13 protein-coding genes are annotated in these 18,801 nt (G+C 59.1%); 6 read left to right on the top strand and 7 right to left on the bottom strand.

From position 1 onward, the window contains the following. Positions 1-511: 511 nt before the first annotated feature. Both GSQ92_RS16155 and GSQ92_RS16150 read left to right on the top strand, forming a co-directional pair. On the top strand, positions 512-4,096 hold the full coding sequence (locus GSQ92_RS16155) for a serine hydrolase (RefSeq protein ID WP_158801581.1): 3,585 nt from the start codon (positions 512-514) through the stop codon (positions 4,094-4,096). Between the two features lie 762 nt (positions 4,097-4,858). Continuing rightward, complete coding sequence (locus GSQ92_RS16150; protein ID WP_158801582.1) at positions 4,859-5,023, top strand: hypothetical protein; 165 nt, start codon at positions 4,859-4,861, stop codon at positions 5,021-5,023. Between the two features lie 272 nt (positions 5,024-5,295). On the opposite strand, the gene GSQ92_RS16145 is transcribed toward GSQ92_RS16150, so the two are convergent. Further along, positions 5,296-5,634: a hypothetical protein gene (locus GSQ92_RS16145; protein ID WP_158801583.1), complete on the bottom strand. Its 339-nt coding sequence runs from the start codon at positions 5,632-5,634 to the stop codon at positions 5,296-5,298. A gap of 46 nt (positions 5,635-5,680) precedes the next feature. On the opposite strand from GSQ92_RS16145, the gene GSQ92_RS16140 reads away from it, so the two are divergent. Next, the gene (locus tag GSQ92_RS16140) at positions 5,681-7,507 is read left to right on the top strand and encodes an alkaline phosphatase family protein (RefSeq protein WP_159013678.1); all 1,827 of its coding nucleotides are present in this window, start codon (positions 5,681-5,683) and stop codon (positions 7,505-7,507) included. Here the strand turns inward: GSQ92_RS16140 and GSQ92_RS16135 are convergent. Further along, complete coding sequence (locus tag GSQ92_RS16135) at positions 7,479-8,456, bottom strand: succinylglutamate desuccinylase/aspartoacylase family protein (RefSeq protein ID WP_158801585.1); 978 nt, start codon at positions 8,454-8,456, stop codon at positions 7,479-7,481. The genes GSQ92_RS16140 and GSQ92_RS16135 overlap by 29 nt on opposite strands. 205 nt (positions 8,457-8,661) lie before the next feature. Here GSQ92_RS16135 and GSQ92_RS16130 point away from each other — a divergent pair, with 205 nt between their 5' ends. Both GSQ92_RS16130 and GSQ92_RS16125 read left to right on the top strand, forming a co-directional pair. Next, positions 8,662-9,576, top strand: a complete 915-nt coding sequence (locus GSQ92_RS16130) for a polysaccharide deacetylase (RefSeq protein WP_158801586.1) — start codon at positions 8,662-8,664, stop codon at positions 9,574-9,576. Positions 9,577-9,952: 376 nt separating this feature from the next. After that, on the top strand, positions 9,953-11,386 hold the full coding sequence (locus tag GSQ92_RS16125) for an ABC transporter substrate-binding protein (protein ID WP_159013677.1): 1,434 nt from the start codon (positions 9,953-9,955) through the stop codon (positions 11,384-11,386). A gap of 140 nt (positions 11,387-11,526) precedes the next feature. On the opposite strand, the gene GSQ92_RS16120 is transcribed toward GSQ92_RS16125, so the two are convergent. The 5 genes from GSQ92_RS16120 to GSQ92_RS16100 are packed head-to-tail and all read right to left on the bottom strand — an operon-like array spanning position 11,527 to position 16,438. After that, positions 11,527-12,498: an ABC transporter ATP-binding protein gene (locus GSQ92_RS16120; RefSeq protein WP_158801588.1), complete on the bottom strand. Its 972-nt coding sequence runs from the start codon at positions 12,496-12,498 to the stop codon at positions 11,527-11,529. Further along, the gene (locus GSQ92_RS16115) at positions 12,495-13,508 is read right to left on the bottom strand and encodes an ABC transporter ATP-binding protein (protein WP_158801589.1); all 1,014 of its coding nucleotides are present in this window, start codon (positions 13,506-13,508) and stop codon (positions 12,495-12,497) included. The genes GSQ92_RS16120 and GSQ92_RS16115 overlap by 4 nt, the downstream gene beginning before the upstream one ends. Next, entirely contained in the window at positions 13,505-14,374 is an 870-nt protein-coding gene (nikC, locus tag GSQ92_RS16110) for a nickel transporter permease (protein WP_158801590.1), read from the bottom strand. Before nikC ends, GSQ92_RS16115 begins: the two co-directional genes overlap by 4 nt. Continuing rightward, complete coding sequence (locus tag GSQ92_RS16105) at positions 14,371-15,375, bottom strand: ABC transporter permease (protein ID WP_158801591.1); 1,005 nt, start codon at positions 15,373-15,375, stop codon at positions 14,371-14,373. The genes nikC and GSQ92_RS16105 overlap by 4 nt, the downstream gene beginning before the upstream one ends. Before the next feature lie 34 nt (positions 15,376-15,409). After that, positions 15,410-16,438, bottom strand: a complete 1,029-nt coding sequence (locus GSQ92_RS16100) for a ketopantoate reductase family protein (RefSeq protein ID WP_158801592.1) — start codon at positions 16,436-16,438, stop codon at positions 15,410-15,412. Between the two features lie 672 nt (positions 16,439-17,110). On the opposite strand from GSQ92_RS16100, the gene GSQ92_RS16095 reads away from it, so the two are divergent. After that, entirely contained in the window at positions 17,111-18,592 is a 1,482-nt protein-coding gene (locus GSQ92_RS16095) for an amino acid permease (RefSeq protein ID WP_158801593.1), read from the top strand. Positions 18,593-18,801: the final 209 nt, after the last annotated feature.

Below are 18,801 nucleotides of genomic sequence, written 5' to 3'. Positions count from 1 at the left end.
GGTTCTCTCGGGTCCACATCCCGAGCTTGAATCATCCCTCCCCGAGCCGCCACAAGCATTTTCAAACGGTCTCTTAGCAAGTCGATGACACGGTTCCGATCAGAATACCTTGGAAGCAGATGTCGCCTCTGGAGCAGCCATGCAATGACTCTCTAAAGATAGAGGAAGAAATATGCGCGTCAACGCGTGCTAAAGTCTCTCATCAATGACCCGTGGCCATACTCGAGACCAGCAAGACATCTACAGTTTCAATGGCAATTGTTAAATTTCCAGAATCCGGCACGTGAACATTCGGAATTCCAGGAATTCCTGGAAAAATTTAGGGCACCAGAAGGCGAAGATTATCGCGTCGCTAAGTTGATAACTGCTAATTCTGTCTCAGCAAGACTATGCAACGAACCCTTTGGCATGTCACCTTAGGTTTTGGTTGCCATCGGTTTGGATAGAAAATCCCATGGAAGTGCGACGAACGGCTTGCCGGCTGGCTAGGTCACGATTTCGACGGCGATTGTTGTTTACCACCCTCATATTTGTATCGGTGCTGGAAAGCTCTTTTGCACGAGCGCAAAGCGCGATCGCGTCAGGGCCATGGAACAGCCCGGGTAGCGCGTCGCAGGTTCAAGCCGCAATCGATCAAATATTAAAGGTAGAGCAGATTCCAGGCGCCGCTGTTTCAATCAGCGAGGGCTCGGCACAATGGACCACGACGGCGGGGCTCGCCGATATCCAAAGCGAAACCGCCGCGACTGCGAACACCAATTTTTCGTATCGCAGCATTACGAAGTCCTTCGTGTCGACCGTTATTCTGCAGCTCGCCGGCCAAGGTCGTTTGAATTTGGACGATCCGATCAGCAAATATGTCGGCGGCGTCCCAGGGGGCAATCAAATTACCATTCGCGAGCTTGCAGAAATGCGTTCCGGGCTTTTCAACTACTCGTCTTCAAACGGCTTTCGAGAAGGATTCACCACGAATCCCGGTCGGGATTGGACGCCCGAGGAACTCATCGGCTTTGGTTTAGCCGGGCAGACGCAGTTCGCGCCAGGCACTTCCTATCAATATTCCAACACCAACACTCTCTTGCTTGGCCAGGTCATCGCGGCTGTCGACGGCAAAACGTGGGATCAGGCAGTTTCGCGAAATGTGACTGGACCGCTTGGTCTGACCGCCGTGACCTATCCGGGAGCTGCTCCGCTGCCGGCGCCAGCCGCGGTCGGATATCAAAATGTCGGGGAGGGGCCGGAATCGCTGTCGGCCTTTAATTCGACCGGTCTTGGGGCCTCGGGTGGCCTCGCGGGTAACATCGGCGATCTGGCGCGGTGGGGAATAGCTCTCGGCACCGGCGCGACGTTGACCGAAGCGGAATATGTTGAACGTATGAAGTCATTCGGTTCGACGACAGCTGATCCGGAAAGTCCCGAGTATGACAGCTACGGCTTTGGTATTGGCGAACTTTCTGGATGGGTCGGTCATACAGGGAACGGTCTCGGGTATGAAGCGCTCGTGATGTACGATCCGTTAACTGATCGTACAATCGCCGTGCTATTCAACGCAAGCAACGCCAATCCGGAGGCGCCTGCAGATCTGTTTCATGAATTGCTCAAAGTGCTTGGGTGGAACGAACCCAATCAGACCCAGGTCGTGGCTGAAAACGAAAGCACAACCATTGGCTCTAACACGGTCTGGACGGGTCTCGTCAGCGGTCCCTTCAATGCCCGCGCCGCGATTTATGCCGGAGACGGCGGCACCGCCATCGCCAATGGCCCAGTTCAGATTACGCCAATCGGGCTTTATGTTCCCGCAATATATGTCGCGCCGAACGGGCGCGTCGCGATCAATAGCGGCGGGACTATCACCGCCTCAATTGGTGGAGACGGCGCGGATGTCGTCGGTGGTCGGGGAGGGGCGTCTCTCTCACTTTCCGGGGTGACGGTGCGCTTGAACGGGGACGCGGTGACAGGCACGGGAGTCGATGCCTCCGATAATGGAACGGCGGTTCTCAACAACATGCAAATTACCGGCTCGGCATTGGCGGGTCTCCATGCAGGGGGCGATGCGGAGGCCAGAATTGTCGGAACTGGCATCGATATCGCGCTCAGCAGCGGCCACGGTGTCGTCGCCACCAATAGTGGCATCATCGGCTTGTCCAATAGCAACATAACTCTACAAGGTGCAGGCTACGGGATTATCGCGAGTGGCGCGGACGGACCTGCGGTCATCGATGGCAGCGGCTTGGCAGTCGAGACTCATGCTCCTTCCAGTTTTGGCCTCGTCGCGCAAGGAAACGGGGCGCTAGTATCTTTGGCCAATTCCGGAATCGTCACCTTGGGTGCCGACGCGCATGGCGTCGTTCTGAACGATGGGGCAACAGCCTTTTTGACGGACAGTTCCGTACAAGTCGCGGGCAATAACGCGGCTGCCGTTGCAGCCGTACCCGGGGGGCCGGACTCGGCATCGGCAACAGCCGGAGCAGGAACCTCAGTCTCCAACCTCATTCTGTTGGACAGCACCCTGTCTGATGCGAGCAATATCGCTGTCTATGCCGCGAGCAACCTGTCGGTTTCGGCATCGGCTTCCCAGATAGCGGGTGCTTTCTATGAAGCGAATGACTCGACGCTGAACCTGGCGCTGAAAAATGGAAGCGTGTGGCTATTGCCTTCCGGAGCGATCGCAGCATCATCGTCACTCACCAATCTCTCTAGCCAGAATAGCAGCATATTCTTTACGCCGCCGCCTTCCTCTGTGGGTCCTTATCAGCAAGTGGTGACGCGCAACTACGCTGGCGCCGGTGCGGCGATTGCGATGAACGCTTCACTCGGAGCGGGCATTGGCGGTGCTGACCAACTCGTCATAGACGGCGGCACGGCGACGGGCAGAACGGCCATCACCGTCCATCCTATGGGCGGCGCGGCGCTGACAACCGGCGATGGAATCAATTTGGTCGAAACCGAGAATGGAGGCCAGACTGATCCGGGAGCCTTCACCCTGAGTAGCCGGGTCGCGAGCGGTGCCTACGACTATAGCTTGTATCAAGGTGGCACGGGCGGAGCCGGAGACTGGTTCCTACGCTCGACCCTGCCGGAAAATAGTGTCTTGCCGAACCTGCGTCCCGAGGTTCCTCTCGACCTTGCCATGTCGGCAATTGCAGGCCGCTATGGCCTGGCTCTCCTGGGGTCCTACAGTGAGCGCGCAGATGCCCGCACTGCTGGTGACCTCAACGGCAGCGGCAAAAATGCTTATTGGACACGCGCTTTCGGTGAGACGGGATCATGGGGATCGTCTGGCGGCACTGCATCCGCTCAACTCCAGAGGTTCGACAAGTATGGGCCGAGCTACGATTTCGGGCTGGCGGGCGTCGAGGTTGGGGTTGACCTTGTCAAGAGCGAAACGGATCGAGGCGCTCGCGATGTCGGTGGAGTCTTCGTCGGAGGTGGATCGGCCAATGCGTCGGTGAACGGTGTTTATGGGGGGGATGCCGGTAATGCCACGCTGAACGCATATTCGCTCGGCGCCTATTGGACGCGGCTGGCTCCGACGGGGTGGTATATTGATACTGTAGTCCAAGGCACCTTTTACGGTCAGGCGAATACTGCATCGACCGCGAATCAGAGCCTGATGACCACCGGTTGGGGCCTCATCTCTTCGCTCGAAGTTGGCTATCCGATAGCTCTGGGCTCGAAGTGGAATATTGAACCACAGGCGCAGGCGATCTATCAACATTTGGCCTTTGGGGGGAGCGCCGATAGCTTTGGGCAAGTTACATTTGGTGCGACGGATACTGGTTACGGGCGAGCAGGTGTGCGTCTCAGCCGCGCATGGCAACTAGCAAACGGCCATCCGCTCTCGGCATGGATAGAAACCAATCTGTGGCAGGCTGTGGGGGATCAAAATCGCGCGACGTTTTCTGATCTACAGGGCTCGGACCCTGCCTCGTTCTCGAGCGGCTCCGGAGGGCCATCGGCAGAATCCGGGATCGGAATAACGGCGCAGCTTGCACAGAACGTCAGCCTTGCTGGGGCTTTCCAGTATGCAAAGCATTTAGATTCGGAGTCGGGGGAAAGCTTCGGGGGTTCCGCAAATATCAACGTAAGTTGGTGATGACGCTTCTAGCGTTAGTAATCGTTTTCGCGCTCGACAGTAATGGCGAGAGCCCAATTAGGAAAACGAGAGTTGTCGCCAAACGCAAGTGGCAAAATCTGACGCTTGGGAAATGGCCCGTTTCTCACGTGCCCGACTGGAAGCGAGACAAGATCTCGGCTACAGTGGGGGCGCTGCCCTACCAACTTGGCCGCGTCCATTCCGCGCGCCACAATGAAAATTATGTTCGGTCGCCTCAAGAGTTGGCGCCGCATCCACATCCCTACGAATGATGAGCCCGGATCTCTTTCGCCGCAACCTGCGCCGCGGGCGCAGCCAATGTTGTGTTTGCCATCAATGAGTCCTGAGCCGTAGTTCTCATCATCGCCTGTCGCAGCGCGTCATTCAGTCTCGCGAGATCCCCTACGCACCTTGGCGGAAGGCACCGACGATGTTAAGTTGCGGCCATGCGGCTGCGGCTGCAACGCCAGACATTGGACCTGCCATGGCGGCGCGGCTTCATGCGCGGTGCATCTTGGGCGCAGGGGGAAATCGTGGGTTGATCTGGTACCAATTGGGGCGCTGAGTTTCCTCGATTCACCATCGACCTCACCGGCGACGGCAAGGCGGATATCCTTGGCTTCGGAACCGACGGAGTATGGGTGTCGCTCGACGACGGCGGGGGACGTTTCTCGACTCCCAGTTTTGTTCCTAACGACAGCTCGGGGCAGGGCCAGTTCGGTTACGCGCGGGGAATGGCGGATCGAGAAACATGTTCGGACCTTGGGTGAAATCGCCGACTCGTTGCGCGCAAAGCTTGGCGATGCGGTCAGCACCTTAAACTTGAAGACCGATCCGGTGCGCACGAAGCTAGGCAATGCTGTCAATCCCTTGAACTTCAAGACCGCGGAAGCACCAAGGCCCGAGGCGGCGTTCACGGCCACCTAGGCGGCGGTCGCCAAGAGTACTACGGCCACATCCGTTGCGGCACCATCCTCGTTCGCGCGCATTCATGGCGCGGACATAGTCGGATTCGGCGATGTGGCGTCTGGGTAGCGCTCAGCCAGGGAGACGAAAGCTTCACCACAGCCACACTGGCTTTTCAGGATTTCGGGGTCAATCAGGGCTGGCAGGTCGGTCAGCATCTGCGGTTGCTCGCGGATGTCAACGGTGATGGCTTCTCGGACATCGTAGGCTTCAGCAACGACGGTGTGTGGACCTCACTCAGTAGCGGTCTCACAGCCGAAGCCCCCAAATTCGTATTGTCGAACTTTGGAATTAACCAGGGATGGACCGTCGCCAACCATTCTCGCATACTGGCCGATCTCACGGGCGACAAGCGCACCGACATCGTCGGTTTTGGCAATGATGGCATGTGGACTGCGCTCGGTAACGGTGATGGCGGCTTTCAAGCGGCCAATTTCGTGATTGCCGACTTTGGCTACAATCAAGGCTGGCGCACCGACGTGCACGAGCGAGTCCTGGCCGACTTGACCGGTGATGGCAAGGCTGACTTCATTGGCTTCGGCAATGACGGCGTCTGGACTGCTCTCAGCCAAGGCGACGGAAGTTTCACCCCGGCCAAGATGGTCGTTGGAGACTTCTGTGCCAGGAAAAGCTTGGCAGACTATCCTACACCCGCGTTTCGTCGTCGACCTGACCGGCAACAAGCATGCCGACCTCGTAGGCTTCGGCAACGACGGCGTTTGGACTGCTTTGAGCAACGGTGACGGAACGTTCGCGGCGCCCAAGTTCGTATTGCAGAACTTTGGGGTCAACCAAGGCTGGAGCGTCTCCAACCACCCTCGCTTCCTGGCCGACACCACGGGTAATGGCCTGCCCGACATCGTGGGCTTCGGAGACGCGGGCGTGTGGGTCGCCCAGAACAAGGGCGATGGCGCCTTCGCTGATGCCCAGTTCGTTCTCAACGATTTTGGATGCCGCTCGGGCCAGACCGGCATCAAGCACATCTTCGTGCTGATGATGATGGAAAATCGGTCTTTCGACCACTTTCTCGGATACTCCGGGATCACGGGCACCGACTCGCAGACGGGCCAACCCAGCGCGGCTGAGGTTCTGACCGGAAACGAAACCAATAGCAACACTGACGATGCGTCTCACCCGACCTTCAAGGTTGATCAATCCGCAGGGGATACGACGGTCGGCCAGCACGACGTGTTGCATCAATTTTCGGATGTCACGGTCCAACTATGCGGGACCGAGCACCTCCAGCTCGATGGCGCTCCATACCCTACCGTCGACAACTCAGGCTTCGTCACCGACTACGCCGCGTTTTCAGATAAGTCCAACCCGGGCGAACCCATGCGTTGCTTTGCTCAGAAGTATGTCCCCATTCTAAATCAGTTGGCCAAGGAGTTTGTGCTGTGCGATCACTGGTACAGTTCTATGGCGGGCCCCACGGAGCCGAATCGAATGTTTGCCCATGCCGCTACGTCGGGTCTCTGGGACGATTCCCCTGGCCCTGGCGACCAACTTAAGGACGAGGTTTTCGACTCCAAAGGCATCCATTTCGACACTGGCACCCTCTACGATCGTTTGCGCGACAAAAAAATACCATTCCGGATTTACTCAGGAGACGGCGTTCCTAACGTGGCCCTGCTCGAGGGTATAGGGCTGTCTGATGTCGATCTTTTCGAGGATTTCGAAAAGGATGTCAGGGATCCCGGCTACGACGCGGCGTTCACGTTCATCGAACCTTACTATGGGACCTTGGATCAGTACCTGAAAGGTCTAGGGTCCGGCTGGAAGGATGACTTAGAGAGAGTCGCCATTGAGGAGCTGAAGGCACTGTTGCAGGAAGCTGGCTTGTTGGCGGCGCCACAGCCCATAAACTCGCAGCATCCCGGAAACAGTGTCTTTGAAGGAGAGTCTCTCGTCAAGAAAGTCTATGAAAGCATTCGCGGTTCTCCCCATTGGAATGAGAGCATGCTTATCCTCGCGTGGGATGAGCACGGTGGCTTCTACGACCATGTGCGCCCGCCGCGCGCCGCCCCGACAGGTTCGCGGGGGCAAGCGCACGGTTTCATGTTCGACCAATATGGGCCACGGGTTCCAGCCGTTGTAATTTCTCCCCTGTGCCCGCAAGGCATCATCGAGCATCGGAAGCTTGAACGTTCCGCCATCCCCGCAACGGTGGAGCAGGTGTTCGGGCTACAGCCCATGACAGTGCGCGACAGTTCGATCATTGGCGTGCAGAACTTGGCGACGCTTCAAACGCCGCGGCAGAACACCCCTCTGACGTTGACGCCTGATAGCCAGCGCAGCCGCGCGCCGTTGTCCAACGTCGGCAGCAACGGGGTGCTTGCAACAATCAATTCGTCGACACCCTTGGATGCGATCAAGGATCCCTGGCTGACTTCGACGATCTTCAGTCGCATTTTCGTTAAGACGATAGACCAATACCACAAATGAGTCCGTTCTCTGGGATTGCAGGACTGGTAATAAGAAATAGTATTTGGCCAGGCGCCACCGCTACGATCTCCTCAATTTCGCAGTTGAAGAAGTCGTTCAACCCGCCAATCTTTTCGCCAACAGAAACAAATTGACCAACCGAGACGGATTGCCTGAAGAAGCCCGCGTTCCTCGATCTCTGCCACAAGAACCGCGTATACCGGTTCGGCGAGGCGAGGTCAGGCGGCCCACCATCCAGGACACCGAGGCCGCGAAGCACATTCTGCGCACCTGTTGACATCGCCGCAGCTATGCGAGGGTCGTATTGCCCAGCGCCACCATCCTCCACGATTACGGCCGGGACGCCCAAATTGGCCGCGGCGGCCAAGGTCATGCCCGATGCCGGTCCTCCGGTGCTCTGTTGAATGAGCAGGGATGGCAGGCCAAATGCACGTGCCATCATGTCGCTTTTGGCATCCACCGCCGTTATCCCGGTCTCTTGATAGATGGCGAAGGGGACGAGAGCCTCGGGTAGATCACCGCCGTGCATGTCGATATAGGCGTCGGCGTGACGAATGGCTTTCTGCACGAGCTGCCAAGCCAGACGTTCTGAAAAGCTGCCGTCGGCTTTCCCAGGAAATGCCCTGTTTAAATTCAAGCCGTCCGTCGGCACAACATAAGCCGCTCGGCGCCAGAAGGCTTCAGGGTTCATCAGCGGCAGGCATAGCACCTGGCCTCGGATCGACATTGGATCGAGCGCCGCTCCGAGCCGCACCGCCCCATCTATTGCCGGATACTCGGACCCATGGATGCCCGCGGTCACGAGTACCGCGGGACCCGGTTCCGCTCCGCGAATGGCAACATAGGGCCAGTCCCAGCCCGTCAGAAGGGGGTCTCCCCAAACCACATTTCCCTGTGCCTTGGTGCCGGGCGCCGGGGCTGGCACGAGGTCGAATTTCCAGTCAGACAATTCGCGATCTCCCGGGCATTCCAACAACAAGCTACTCGGCCAGATTGATCTGGCCAACGGAAACGCCAGACTACGACGCGCCGCTGAGGTTGGTCACGCCTGGCTATGACATGCATCATCCGCCAGAATCGGGGCATGAGTGCTAGGATGAGCCGCAGCGCAATCCGCGTCCACGACAGCCGACGCAGTACGAGGAGCTTCAGCTATGGGTAGTTCGGTCAGCGGTGCGGGTGAGCCGTGGCGATGGGAGGAGCCGACCTGGCGCGAGATTGTCGGCCGGGCACGGGCGGGTCGCAGCCTGAAGCCAAGCCAATGGCCGGGGGGCGCCCGTTGCGCTGTAGCGCTGTCTTTCGACGCGGATCACGAGACGATACCGCTGCGAGACAATGACGAGAGTCCAATGCGAATCAGCCAAGGGCAATACGGCAGCCGGCAAGGCATACCGCGTATCCGGCAGCTTCTCGCAAAACATTCTATTCCGGCAACCTTTTTCTATCCTGCCGTCTCGGCTCTTCTTCACCCCGATGAGGTGCGCGGCATTGCGCAGGAAAGCCACGAGATTGGCATACATTCCTGGATCCATGAGAAGAACACGGATTTGCCCTATGAGAACGAGCGCGACCTTTCGCTCAGAGCAGCGGATGTGCTTGAAGGGTTGACAGGCGTGCGCCCCGTAGGGATGCGGACCGCGAGCTGGGATTTTTCGGTCAACACCCTACGCATCATCCGCGAGATGGGTTTGCTTTATGACAGCAGCCTGATGGCGGATGACGAGCCCTACGAGATCGTCGCGGACGGCGAGCCGACCGGCATTGTCGAGCTTCCTCCGGAGTGGATTCGCGATGATGCCGTGTATTTCAATATGATCCGCTTCTCGAGCCTGCGGCCTTATACGCCGCCCTCTGCGGTCGAGGAGATTTTCCGTGCCGAGTTCGATGGAGCCTGGGAAGAACGCGGCCTGTTTCTACTGACGATGCACCCGCATGTCATAGGGCATCGCAGCCGTATGCCCCTGCTCAGCCGTCTGGTCGATCACATGAAGCAGAAGGGTGGCTGCTGGTTCGCGACCCATGCGCAGGTCGCGGAATGGTGCCGTGATCAGGCCGCCCAGGCACTGTAGACAGGGCGAGCCGGCCTCTGCTCCGGAGGAAACAGCGCCATCCCTTTCAAGGAGATGGTCTCGTTGACACTTGGACGCCCGGCACTATCGTGGCGCCACTGTGAAGGGCTCGTAGGGTCATGTGGTGGCAGCCCATTATCCGGCCTGTTATTGCCGGATCGCCGACCTTGTTACTTGCCGAGCGTTGCGCTGGCTCACCGTGGCGTAGGTCCGACGAGAAAACCGCTTTGAAGCACGAGGAGGGGCTAATATGAAATTAAAGCTACTCACCTGGGCGGCCGTTTTGGCGATTGGAGCGGGGCCTGTCGCGGCTCGGGCCGATACGACGCTTATCATCGGCATTGCCTCGGATCCAACGGGTTTCGACGCTGAAGCGGTGGAAAACAATACTTCCGGCTTCGTCATGTCGACCCTGTATGACAGCCTGCTGCGCTACAAACCAGGCACGACGGAAGTGGCGCCGGGAATTGCGCAGAGTTGGGAGACTTCGGCCGATGGCCTGACGTATACTTTCCATCTGCGCAAAGGCGTTAAGTTCAGTGACGGTACGCCGCTCGATGCCAAAGCCGTCATTTGGAACGTGGATCGTCTTCTGAATAAAGCCAATCCCCAGTATATTTATAATACCGGACCGGTCGAAGGCTACATCGACTTCACCTATGGTGCCGTCGCCAGCTACAAAGCGATTGATGGTGATACGGTTGAGTTCAAGTTCAAACGGCCTTCGGCGCCTTTTCTCAATAGCCTGGCGATGGTCTGGAACGGCCTGGTCAGTCCAGCCGCCGCCGCCAAGTGGGGCAAAAACTATCGCAACAATCCTGTTGGAAGCGGACCATTCATCTTGCGCGAATGGCGCCAGCGCGACGAGATCATACTAGACGCGAACCCAAGTTACTGGGGCGGCAAGCCAAAGGTAGATCACCTGATATTCAAGGAGCTGCCCGATCCTCAGGCCGCGGTCCTGGCGCTGAAGAGGGGCGAGATTCAAATTCTCGGGGATCTGAGCACTCAGGCTGTCCCCGTCATCAGGAACGACCCGAATATCACGCTGCTGACGCAGCCCGGACTCGCTGTCTCCGGCGTGGCCATTCCCGTGGACGTGCCGCCGTTCACCGATAAGCGTGTGCGCCAGGCACTCAACTACGCCGTGGATAAGAACGTCATCAACAAGGCTCTCTATGCGGGCTTGGCCGTGCCGATGACGTCACCTCTGCCGCAGGCACAATGGGGTTTCGATAAATCGCTACCTGGCTATCCCTATGACGTGGCCAAAGCCAAGGAGCTGCTAAAGGACGCTGGAGTAAAGCCGGGCACGCATGTCGAGTTGCTGACCTATAACTCGCCACGTGGCTATAACCCCGCCGGGCCGAATCTTGCTATCGCGATCCAGGGGTTCCTCAAGAAGGTTGGAATCATCGCCAGCGTTCGCCAGCTTGAGATCGGCGCTTTCTTCACCGTCGTTCGATCTGGTACCTACAAGGGCCTGATGATGGAGGGTTGGACCGGTGATAACGGCGATCCGGACAATTTCCTCGGCGAGCTATGGGGAGAAGCGAACTTCCCGGTCGTGAACTGGTCGCGGTACAAGAACCCGGCTTTTGAGAGCCTGCTCGCGCAGGCGCTGGTTGTATCCGATCCAGCCAAGCGGACGCCGCTTTACGATCAGGCACAGAAGCTGGTCCTGGATGACGCGCCCTGGATTTTCGTGAACTCCACATTGCAGATTCGTGCGATCCAAAAGAACGTCAAAGGCTACCAGCTTAATCCGACGCAGATGTTCTTCGGCATGGAGAATGTTTCGCTCAACTGAACCAGCTGATTCGTTATGCTCGGCGAAGGCGGAGCATCCACGCCTTTCTTTGCGGGACGAAGAGGGCCTGGATGGCATGCCGCGGGCGGCCCCACCTTCGCATGCCATGACGATGGGCTAGTCCGACGGGATTTTGTCGCCTACAGGATCCCGGTTCGAATGCAGGCCGCCCGATGACCGGGCGCGACTTCGAGAAGCTCGGGAACCACCTTCGCGCAGTCGCTGATGGCGTAAGCGCAGCGGGTCCGGAAGACGCAGCCGGATGGCGGAGCGGTCGGGCTGGGCAACTCGCCCTGCAAGACAATTCGCTTCCGGCCCCGGCCAGGATCGGGCTCCGGCACAGCAGACAGTAGCGCCTCGGTATAGGGGTGCTTAGGTGTTCTGACGATGGCGCGCGCCGGCGCGATTTCCATGATGCGACCGAGGTAGAGGACGGCTACGCGATCGGCGATGTATTCGACGACGGCGAGGTCATGCGAGATGAAGATCATGGCCAGTCCAAGACGGCGCTGGAGGTCGCGGAGCAGATTGACGATCTGCGCCTGAATCGAGACATCCAGCGCTGAGACCGCTTCGTCGGCGACGATGAGCTCGGGCTTGACCGCCATCGCCCTGGCGATACCGATGCGCTGCCGCTGCCCGCCGGAGAACTGATGCGGGTAGCGAGAGAGCTGGCTGGCATTCAGGCCGACGAGCTCAAGCAAGCCTGCCGCCTGATCGCGTATCGCCTTCCGGCCCTGGGCCAGCCTATGGATCACCAGCGCTTCGGCGACGATCTGTTCCACCGTCATGCGCGGGTCGAGCGAGCCGTAGGGATCCTGAAAGATCGGCTGGGCGCGGCGGCGGAAAGCGCCGAGAGCGGAATCCGGCACATGCGTTATGTCCTGCCCGTCGAAAACGATCCGGCCCGCCGTCGGTTGATCGAGCCGCAGGACCATGTTGCCGAGGGTGCTCTTGCCTGAACCAGATTCGCCGACCAGTCCCAGGACCTCACCCCGCTTGACCGTGAAGGACACGCCGGCAACCGCCTGCAACGGCGGTCCCGCGCGAAACAGACTTCCCTTGGTCGGAAAATGCTTCACGAGCTCCGCGACCTCGAGCAGGGCCGTCATGACATCTCCCGCGCGATCTCTCGCCAACGGGCGCAGCGGACGACATGCTGGTCCCCCACCTGCTCCAAATCCGGGCGCCGGACAGTGCATGGCTCCGGCCGGGCATGGGCGCAACGCGGATGGAAGGCACAGCCGGCCGGCATCTCGCTGAGATTTGGAACAATGCCGGGGATCGTCGGCAAGGGCCCCGCGTCGCGATCCATGCCGAGGCGCGGAATGGAGTTCAGCAGCCCGCGCGTATAGGGCATGCGCGTGTCCTCGAAGATCGCGCGCGCCGGTGCTGCTTCCACGGTCTGACCGGCGTACATGACCAAAATTCTGTCGGCGATCTCGGCCGCGACCCCGAGGTTATGGGTGATGAAGATGACGCCCATGGAAAGCTGCCTCTGAAGCTTGCTTATGAGCTCCAAAATCTGCGCCTGCACGGTAACGTCCAGCGCCGTGGTCGGCTCGTCGGCGATCAGGAGAGAGGGGTTGCACGACAGCGCCATGGCGATCATGGCGCGCTGGCGCAGGCCGCCCGACAACTCATGGGGATAGGCATCGACTCGGCGCGCCGGGTCCGGCACGCCGAGGAGCGCGAGCATCTCGATGGCGCGCACACGCGCGGCCCTGCGGCTCAGTGGCTCGTGCAGACGCAGTGTCTCGATAATCTGGTCGCCGATCGTATAGACGGGGTTCAGGGCGCTCATGGGTTCCTGAAAGATCATCGCGATCTCGGCGCCGCGCAGTTGCTGCATGGTGCGCGCATCCGCCCTTGTCAGGTTATGCGTGCCGCCGCCGCGCGCATGGAACAGGATTTCCCCGCTGGAAATGCGGCCGGGCGGTTTAGGGATCAACCCCATGATCGCCAGGCTCGTCACCGATTTTCCCGAGCCTGACTCGCCCACGATCACCAGCGTCTCGCCCCTGCTGACCGAGAAGGAGACGCCGGCTACCGCGGCGACAACCCCTGTTTCACCGGCGAAATCAACGCAGAGGTCGCGCACCTCAAGCAGCGGCCGGGTCATGCCGTTCGCCGGGGATCGAAATGGTCTCGCAGAGCGTCCCCCAAGAGGTTGAAGCCGAGCACCACGAGGAAAATCGCGAGCCCCGGAAAGGTCGCGATCCACCACGCCGTGAGGAAATAGCTCTGACCATCCGCCAGCAGTGCTCCCCAGTCAGGCGATGGCGGCTGGGCGCCCAGCCCGAGAAACGACAGCCCCGCCGTTTCCACGACCACCGACCCCGCTTGCAGCGTCGCCATGACCAGGATCGGCGTCACGCTGTTGGGCAGAACGTGGCGCAGCATTAATCGCAGCCGGGAGGCGCCAAGGGCACGCGACGCCCGCACATAATCGGCCTGACGGACCGCCAGAACCTGGCCGCGGAGAAGTCTCGCATATTGGGGGGTATAGACGATACCGATGGCGATCATCGAGTTGGTCAGCCCCGGCCCGAGCGCGGCCACGATAATCAAGGCGAGCAGCAGATAGGGAAAGGCCAGCACCATATCGACAATACGCATGATGACGGCTTCGACCCACCCGCCGAAAAAACCCGCCAGAAGCCCCAGGGTGCAGCCCGCGACCAGGGCCAGTCCATCCGCGACGACGACGGCCAGAAGCGCCGTCCGCGTGCCGTAGAGCACCCGGCTCAGCATGTCCCGGCCATATTGATCCGCGCCAAGCCAATGAATCCAGGAGGGCGGAGAGAGCGCGCTGGACAGGTCCTGGTCATAGGGGTCGTAGGGCGCGACGAGGGGCGCCAAGACGGTCAGCAGCAGAAAGACCACGGTAATCAGCAGACCGACCCGGGCCGAAATCCGCCGCAACACCCGCCGCACACCCAGGGGCTTGCGGGTCGGGGAGAGAACCTGGACGGTTTCGGTCGTCACGAGCGGCGGATCCTCGGATCGAGCAATCCATAGGTCAGATCGACGACCAGATTGACGAGGACGAACACGAAGGCGATGAAGAGCGCGCCTGCCTGAACCACCGGATAGTCGCGCGACAGGATGCTATCGACCATCAGCCTGCCAAGCCCCGGCAGCGAGAAGATGGTTTCCGTGAGCACAGCACCCGAGAGCAGAAGGCCCAGCTGCAGGCCAATGACGGTCACAACCGGGATCAAGGCATTACGGAGTATATGCCGCAGGATGACGCGCCGTTCCGGCATTCCCTTCGCGCGCGCGGTCCGGACATGGTCGAGGCTCCCCATCGCCAGCATCTCGGAGCGGGTAATGCGCGCGATCATGGCAAGCGGGATGGTTGCGAGGGTGACCGCAGGAAGCGTGAGATAGCGCAGGCTCTCCCAGATGAGGTGAGGCCTGCCGCTGATCAGGCTGTCAATCACGGTCATGCCGGTGACGCGCGGCGCGTCGAGCCCGGTGGGCATCAATCCGCCAATGGGCAGCCAGCCGAGCAAACCGCCGAACAGTAGTAGCAGCATCAAGCCAAGCCAGAATATGGGCATGGAAACGCCGAATAACGTCGCGGTCATCAACAGATTGTCCAAGAGGCCGCTGGGGCGGGTTCCCGCGATGATTCCAACTGGAACACCTATGACAACAGCCAGGGCTAGGGCCGCCAGAGCAAGTTGAAGCGTCACCGGGAAGGCAACCAAGACATCCGCCAGAGCCGCGTGGTTGCTGCGCAGCGACATGCCGAAGTCGCCCTGGAGAACCTGGAGCAGGAAGTAGAAATACTGGATGAAGATGGGCTGGTCGAGGCCGAGTTGGTGACGAAGGCTCGCAAGCTGGGCGAGCGTCGCCCGCTCACCCAGAAGGAGCGTCGCCACATCGCCAGGCAGCACGTGCATCGTGAAGAATACGATGACGCTGACGCCGAAGAGCACGAGCACAAGCTGGCCAATGCGGCCCACGAGATAGCGCGTCATCGCGTCAAGAACACGCTTGCGATCGGCGATGCAATCACTTCATGGCCTCCTCCAACGTCACGAGATTGGCCTCGCTCAGCGGGCGCCGGCCCTCCTCGATGTCATGGATCAGGGCAATCAGGGCTTCGGTGACCGGCGTGGCAAGGCCGAGTTGGGCTGCCTCTCTTATCAGCGGGCCGAGCTGGGCATCAACTTCCGTGCGCCGCTTGCGCACTGCCAGGTCTCGCCAGATTCCACTATGGGTTTTGGCCGAACGCCTGTTGAAGGTGGCCATCTCGTCAAACGATGCGGTAGCCGCGGCATCGGGTGCCCCTGGCCTAAAAGCCGAGGGATCGAACCCGTTGAAGCGCTCCGAACGAATGCCTAGAGCATCGGTGGTCGCCACAACTTCTCGTGCGAGCGCGGTGAAGACCGGCCGATACGCATCATGATCCAGCGCATCTGCTATCGAGGCGTTTGTCAACGCCGTGCCGAAGAGCAAGGCTCCATACCCCATCTTTCCCCAAAGGTAGCCCCAGATGTTATCGGTTACGATGGCCCCAGGCTCGAATGCCGATACCAAGTCCCGCAGCGCTTTGATGCGATCTGACTTTTGACCGTCGATTTCACCCAAAACAAAGGCCCCGCGTCCACCGTAAAGGATTCGGCCTGGGGCCAAATAGTCAGCACCAAAATTGATAAATGCTCCGATCGTGCGAGAGGCGCCGACTGTTTCAGCGATTTCCCGCTCATTCAGGCCGTTCTGAAGAGAAACAACATAGCCTGAGGTCGAGAGATGCGGCTCCAGGGCCATTGCGGCTTCTTTGGTGTGGTGAGCCTTTACGCAGAGGAAAATGCGGTCGAAATGGCCCATGACTCTGTCCGGGGTCGCTGCCTGAACCGCGACAGTAAATTCCTCAAGCGGCCCTTCTATGCTCAGCCCTTCTGTCTGCATCGCTTGGACGTGGTCTTCGGCGTTATCGACGAACAAAACGTCAAGGCCCGCCCGCACAAGGAAGGCACCCACTGTCCCGCCAATCGCTCCGGCACCCCAAACAACTATACGAGATCCATGGTCCTCCATCGTAAGCTCCTTACCTTCGGCTCAATCAGCACCTCAAGACGGTAGCACTTTAAGCGGCGTAGCAAACCGTCAGAAAGCAAATGGGGGCGCCAAGACCCGAAATAAACTTGCAAAGTTCGTGAATTTCTCTTTTCTTCTTGCCTCCAAAAAAACCACGCTCGCCACGCGCTGCGACTTTTGTTCCCTAATCGTTATATGATTTCACGCGATGTAGGACAAAGCCCGTTTTAGCCTTTGTTTCCACCCGGGCAAATAAGCATTCTGCGGCGCAGGCTGACGTATCGGGACAAACTGCTGGCGAGATAAATGACACGGACGTGACTAGCCGTTGCCAAGAAGCCGTCACAGCTTTTCTCGTTTGGTTAAACCCAGTGATCGAAACGAAAAGTCCCTTGGATTGTAGGGAGAGATTGATTGGGTCGCCCACTGCACTGCACATAAGGGAATCAGCTCATGTATCGCCGCGAGCGTAATCCGGTACCCTTGCGCTCGTTTGCTCGCCATCTTGTTGCAACTCGCAGAGACTCGCCCATGGCCGCCGATGCAAGATGACGCGTAGCCGACCCTTTCATCATCTTCTCAAAAAACTTGTAGACTAATCGGCAGGATCGCGTAGCGTCGTGACCTTAGCGGATCGGCCTAAGGAAAGCGCAATCTAGCATAGGGAACACAATGGCTATTTCTCCAACGCAGAGTGCGATCGGGTCTGCCGAACATAGAGCGATTCTGGAATCGCAGGATGCAGGCTATGAGAAGGGCCTCGGCAATCGTCAGATCCAGATGATCGCCATCGGGGGCGCCATCGGCACTGGGCTGCTGATGGGCGCCGGAAAGCGAATGGGCCTTGCGGGGCCATCTCTTGCTCTCGTCTATGCGGTCTGCGGCATCTTCGCCTTTTTCATTCTGCGTGCGCTCGGTGAACTCGCCATGTATCGGCGTAGTTCCGGCAGTTTCGTCTCTTATGCGCGTGAGTTCCTTGGTGAGAAGGCTTCCTATGTTGCGGGCTGGCTCTACTTCCTGAACTGGGCAATGGCCGGCATCGTCGATATCACAGCCATCGCTCTCTACTTCAAGTTCTGGCCTATATTCGTAGATGTTCCCCAGTGGCTGTTGGCGTTGTTTGCCCTTGGTGTGATCTCGGTCATGAATCTCACCAGCGTCAAGTATTTTGGCGAAATGGAGTTCTGGTTCTCTCTCATCAAGGTCGTGACGATTTCAGCGTTCCTGGTCGTCGGCGTGGTCATCTTGCTACTTGGACTGCACGTCATGGGGCACCATCCCGGGCTGCATGTGATCGTACAAAACGGCGGCTTCTTTCCAAAGGGACTCGGGGGCACGCTTGCCATCGTGCAGGGCGTCGTCTTCGCTTACGCCGGAATAGAACTCATAGGAACCGCGGCGGGAGAGGCTAAGGATGCCGAGAAGATTATGCCTCGTGCCATCAACAGCGTTATTGCCCGGATCGCGTTGTTCTATGTGGGCTCCGTGGTCCTGCTCTCGCTGTTGCTGCCCTACACGGCCTATCACGCAGGCACCAGCCCATTTGTGACAGTCTTCGCCTCCCTTCACGTCGCCTATATCGCGGGCATCATCAACTTCGTGGTGCTGACGGCGGCACTGTCCAGCCTTAATTCCGGGCTCTATTCAACGGGACGCGTGTTGCGTTCGTTGGCTATGGGCGGCTCTGCGCCGCGCGCACTCAGCGTTATGAGCAAATCGGGTGTGCCCTATGGTGGCCTGCTCCTCACCATCTCGCTCTATCTGATCGGCGTGTTCCTCAACTTCGTGATTCCTTCGGAAGTCTTCGAGATGGCCATCAGCATTTCCGCCATCGGGATTGTCAGTACCTGGGGTTTCATCATCGTCTGCCAGATGAAACTCCGGCAGGCGATTCATCGTGGGGAGATTGCCCCGGTCAAATTCAAGATGCCCTTCGCCGCGGTCACCTCTTGGTTGACGCTGGCTTTTCTGGCGATCGTCTTCTACTTGATGATCTTCGCATCCGGGCAGTTCTATATCTTCATGATCGGCCTGCCGTTGCTTGCCGTCTTGCTGGTCGGCGGCTGGTATCTGACCCGGCGGAGCAAGGTTCATTCGGATATGCCGACGGTTATTCCCTCCATCCGCCTGACCGACGATTTTCTAAATCGATGACCTGAGGGGAGCACTATCGAGCAGACTGGAGCCGCAAAGCGAAGCCAATTTGCCACTCGAAATGATTAAGGAAAGCAGGCATAGTTTCGCGAGACGTCACTCGTTTGTCCGCAAGTCCGGTTCGCGGCTGACTGGCTAGCCATCCCTTGACGAAGTCGAGGGGAACCGGAGGTCGGGAGGTAGCCGATGTGAATAGGAGTCTCGGCCAG

Source organism: Acidisoma sp. S159, from assembly GCF_009766125.1.
In the GTDB taxonomy this organism is placed as follows: Bacteria; Pseudomonadota; Alphaproteobacteria; order Acetobacterales; family Acetobacteraceae; genus Acidisoma.
The sequence above is the reverse complement of the archived record's forward strand: the minus strand, read 5'-3'. Positions and strand labels throughout refer to the sequence as shown.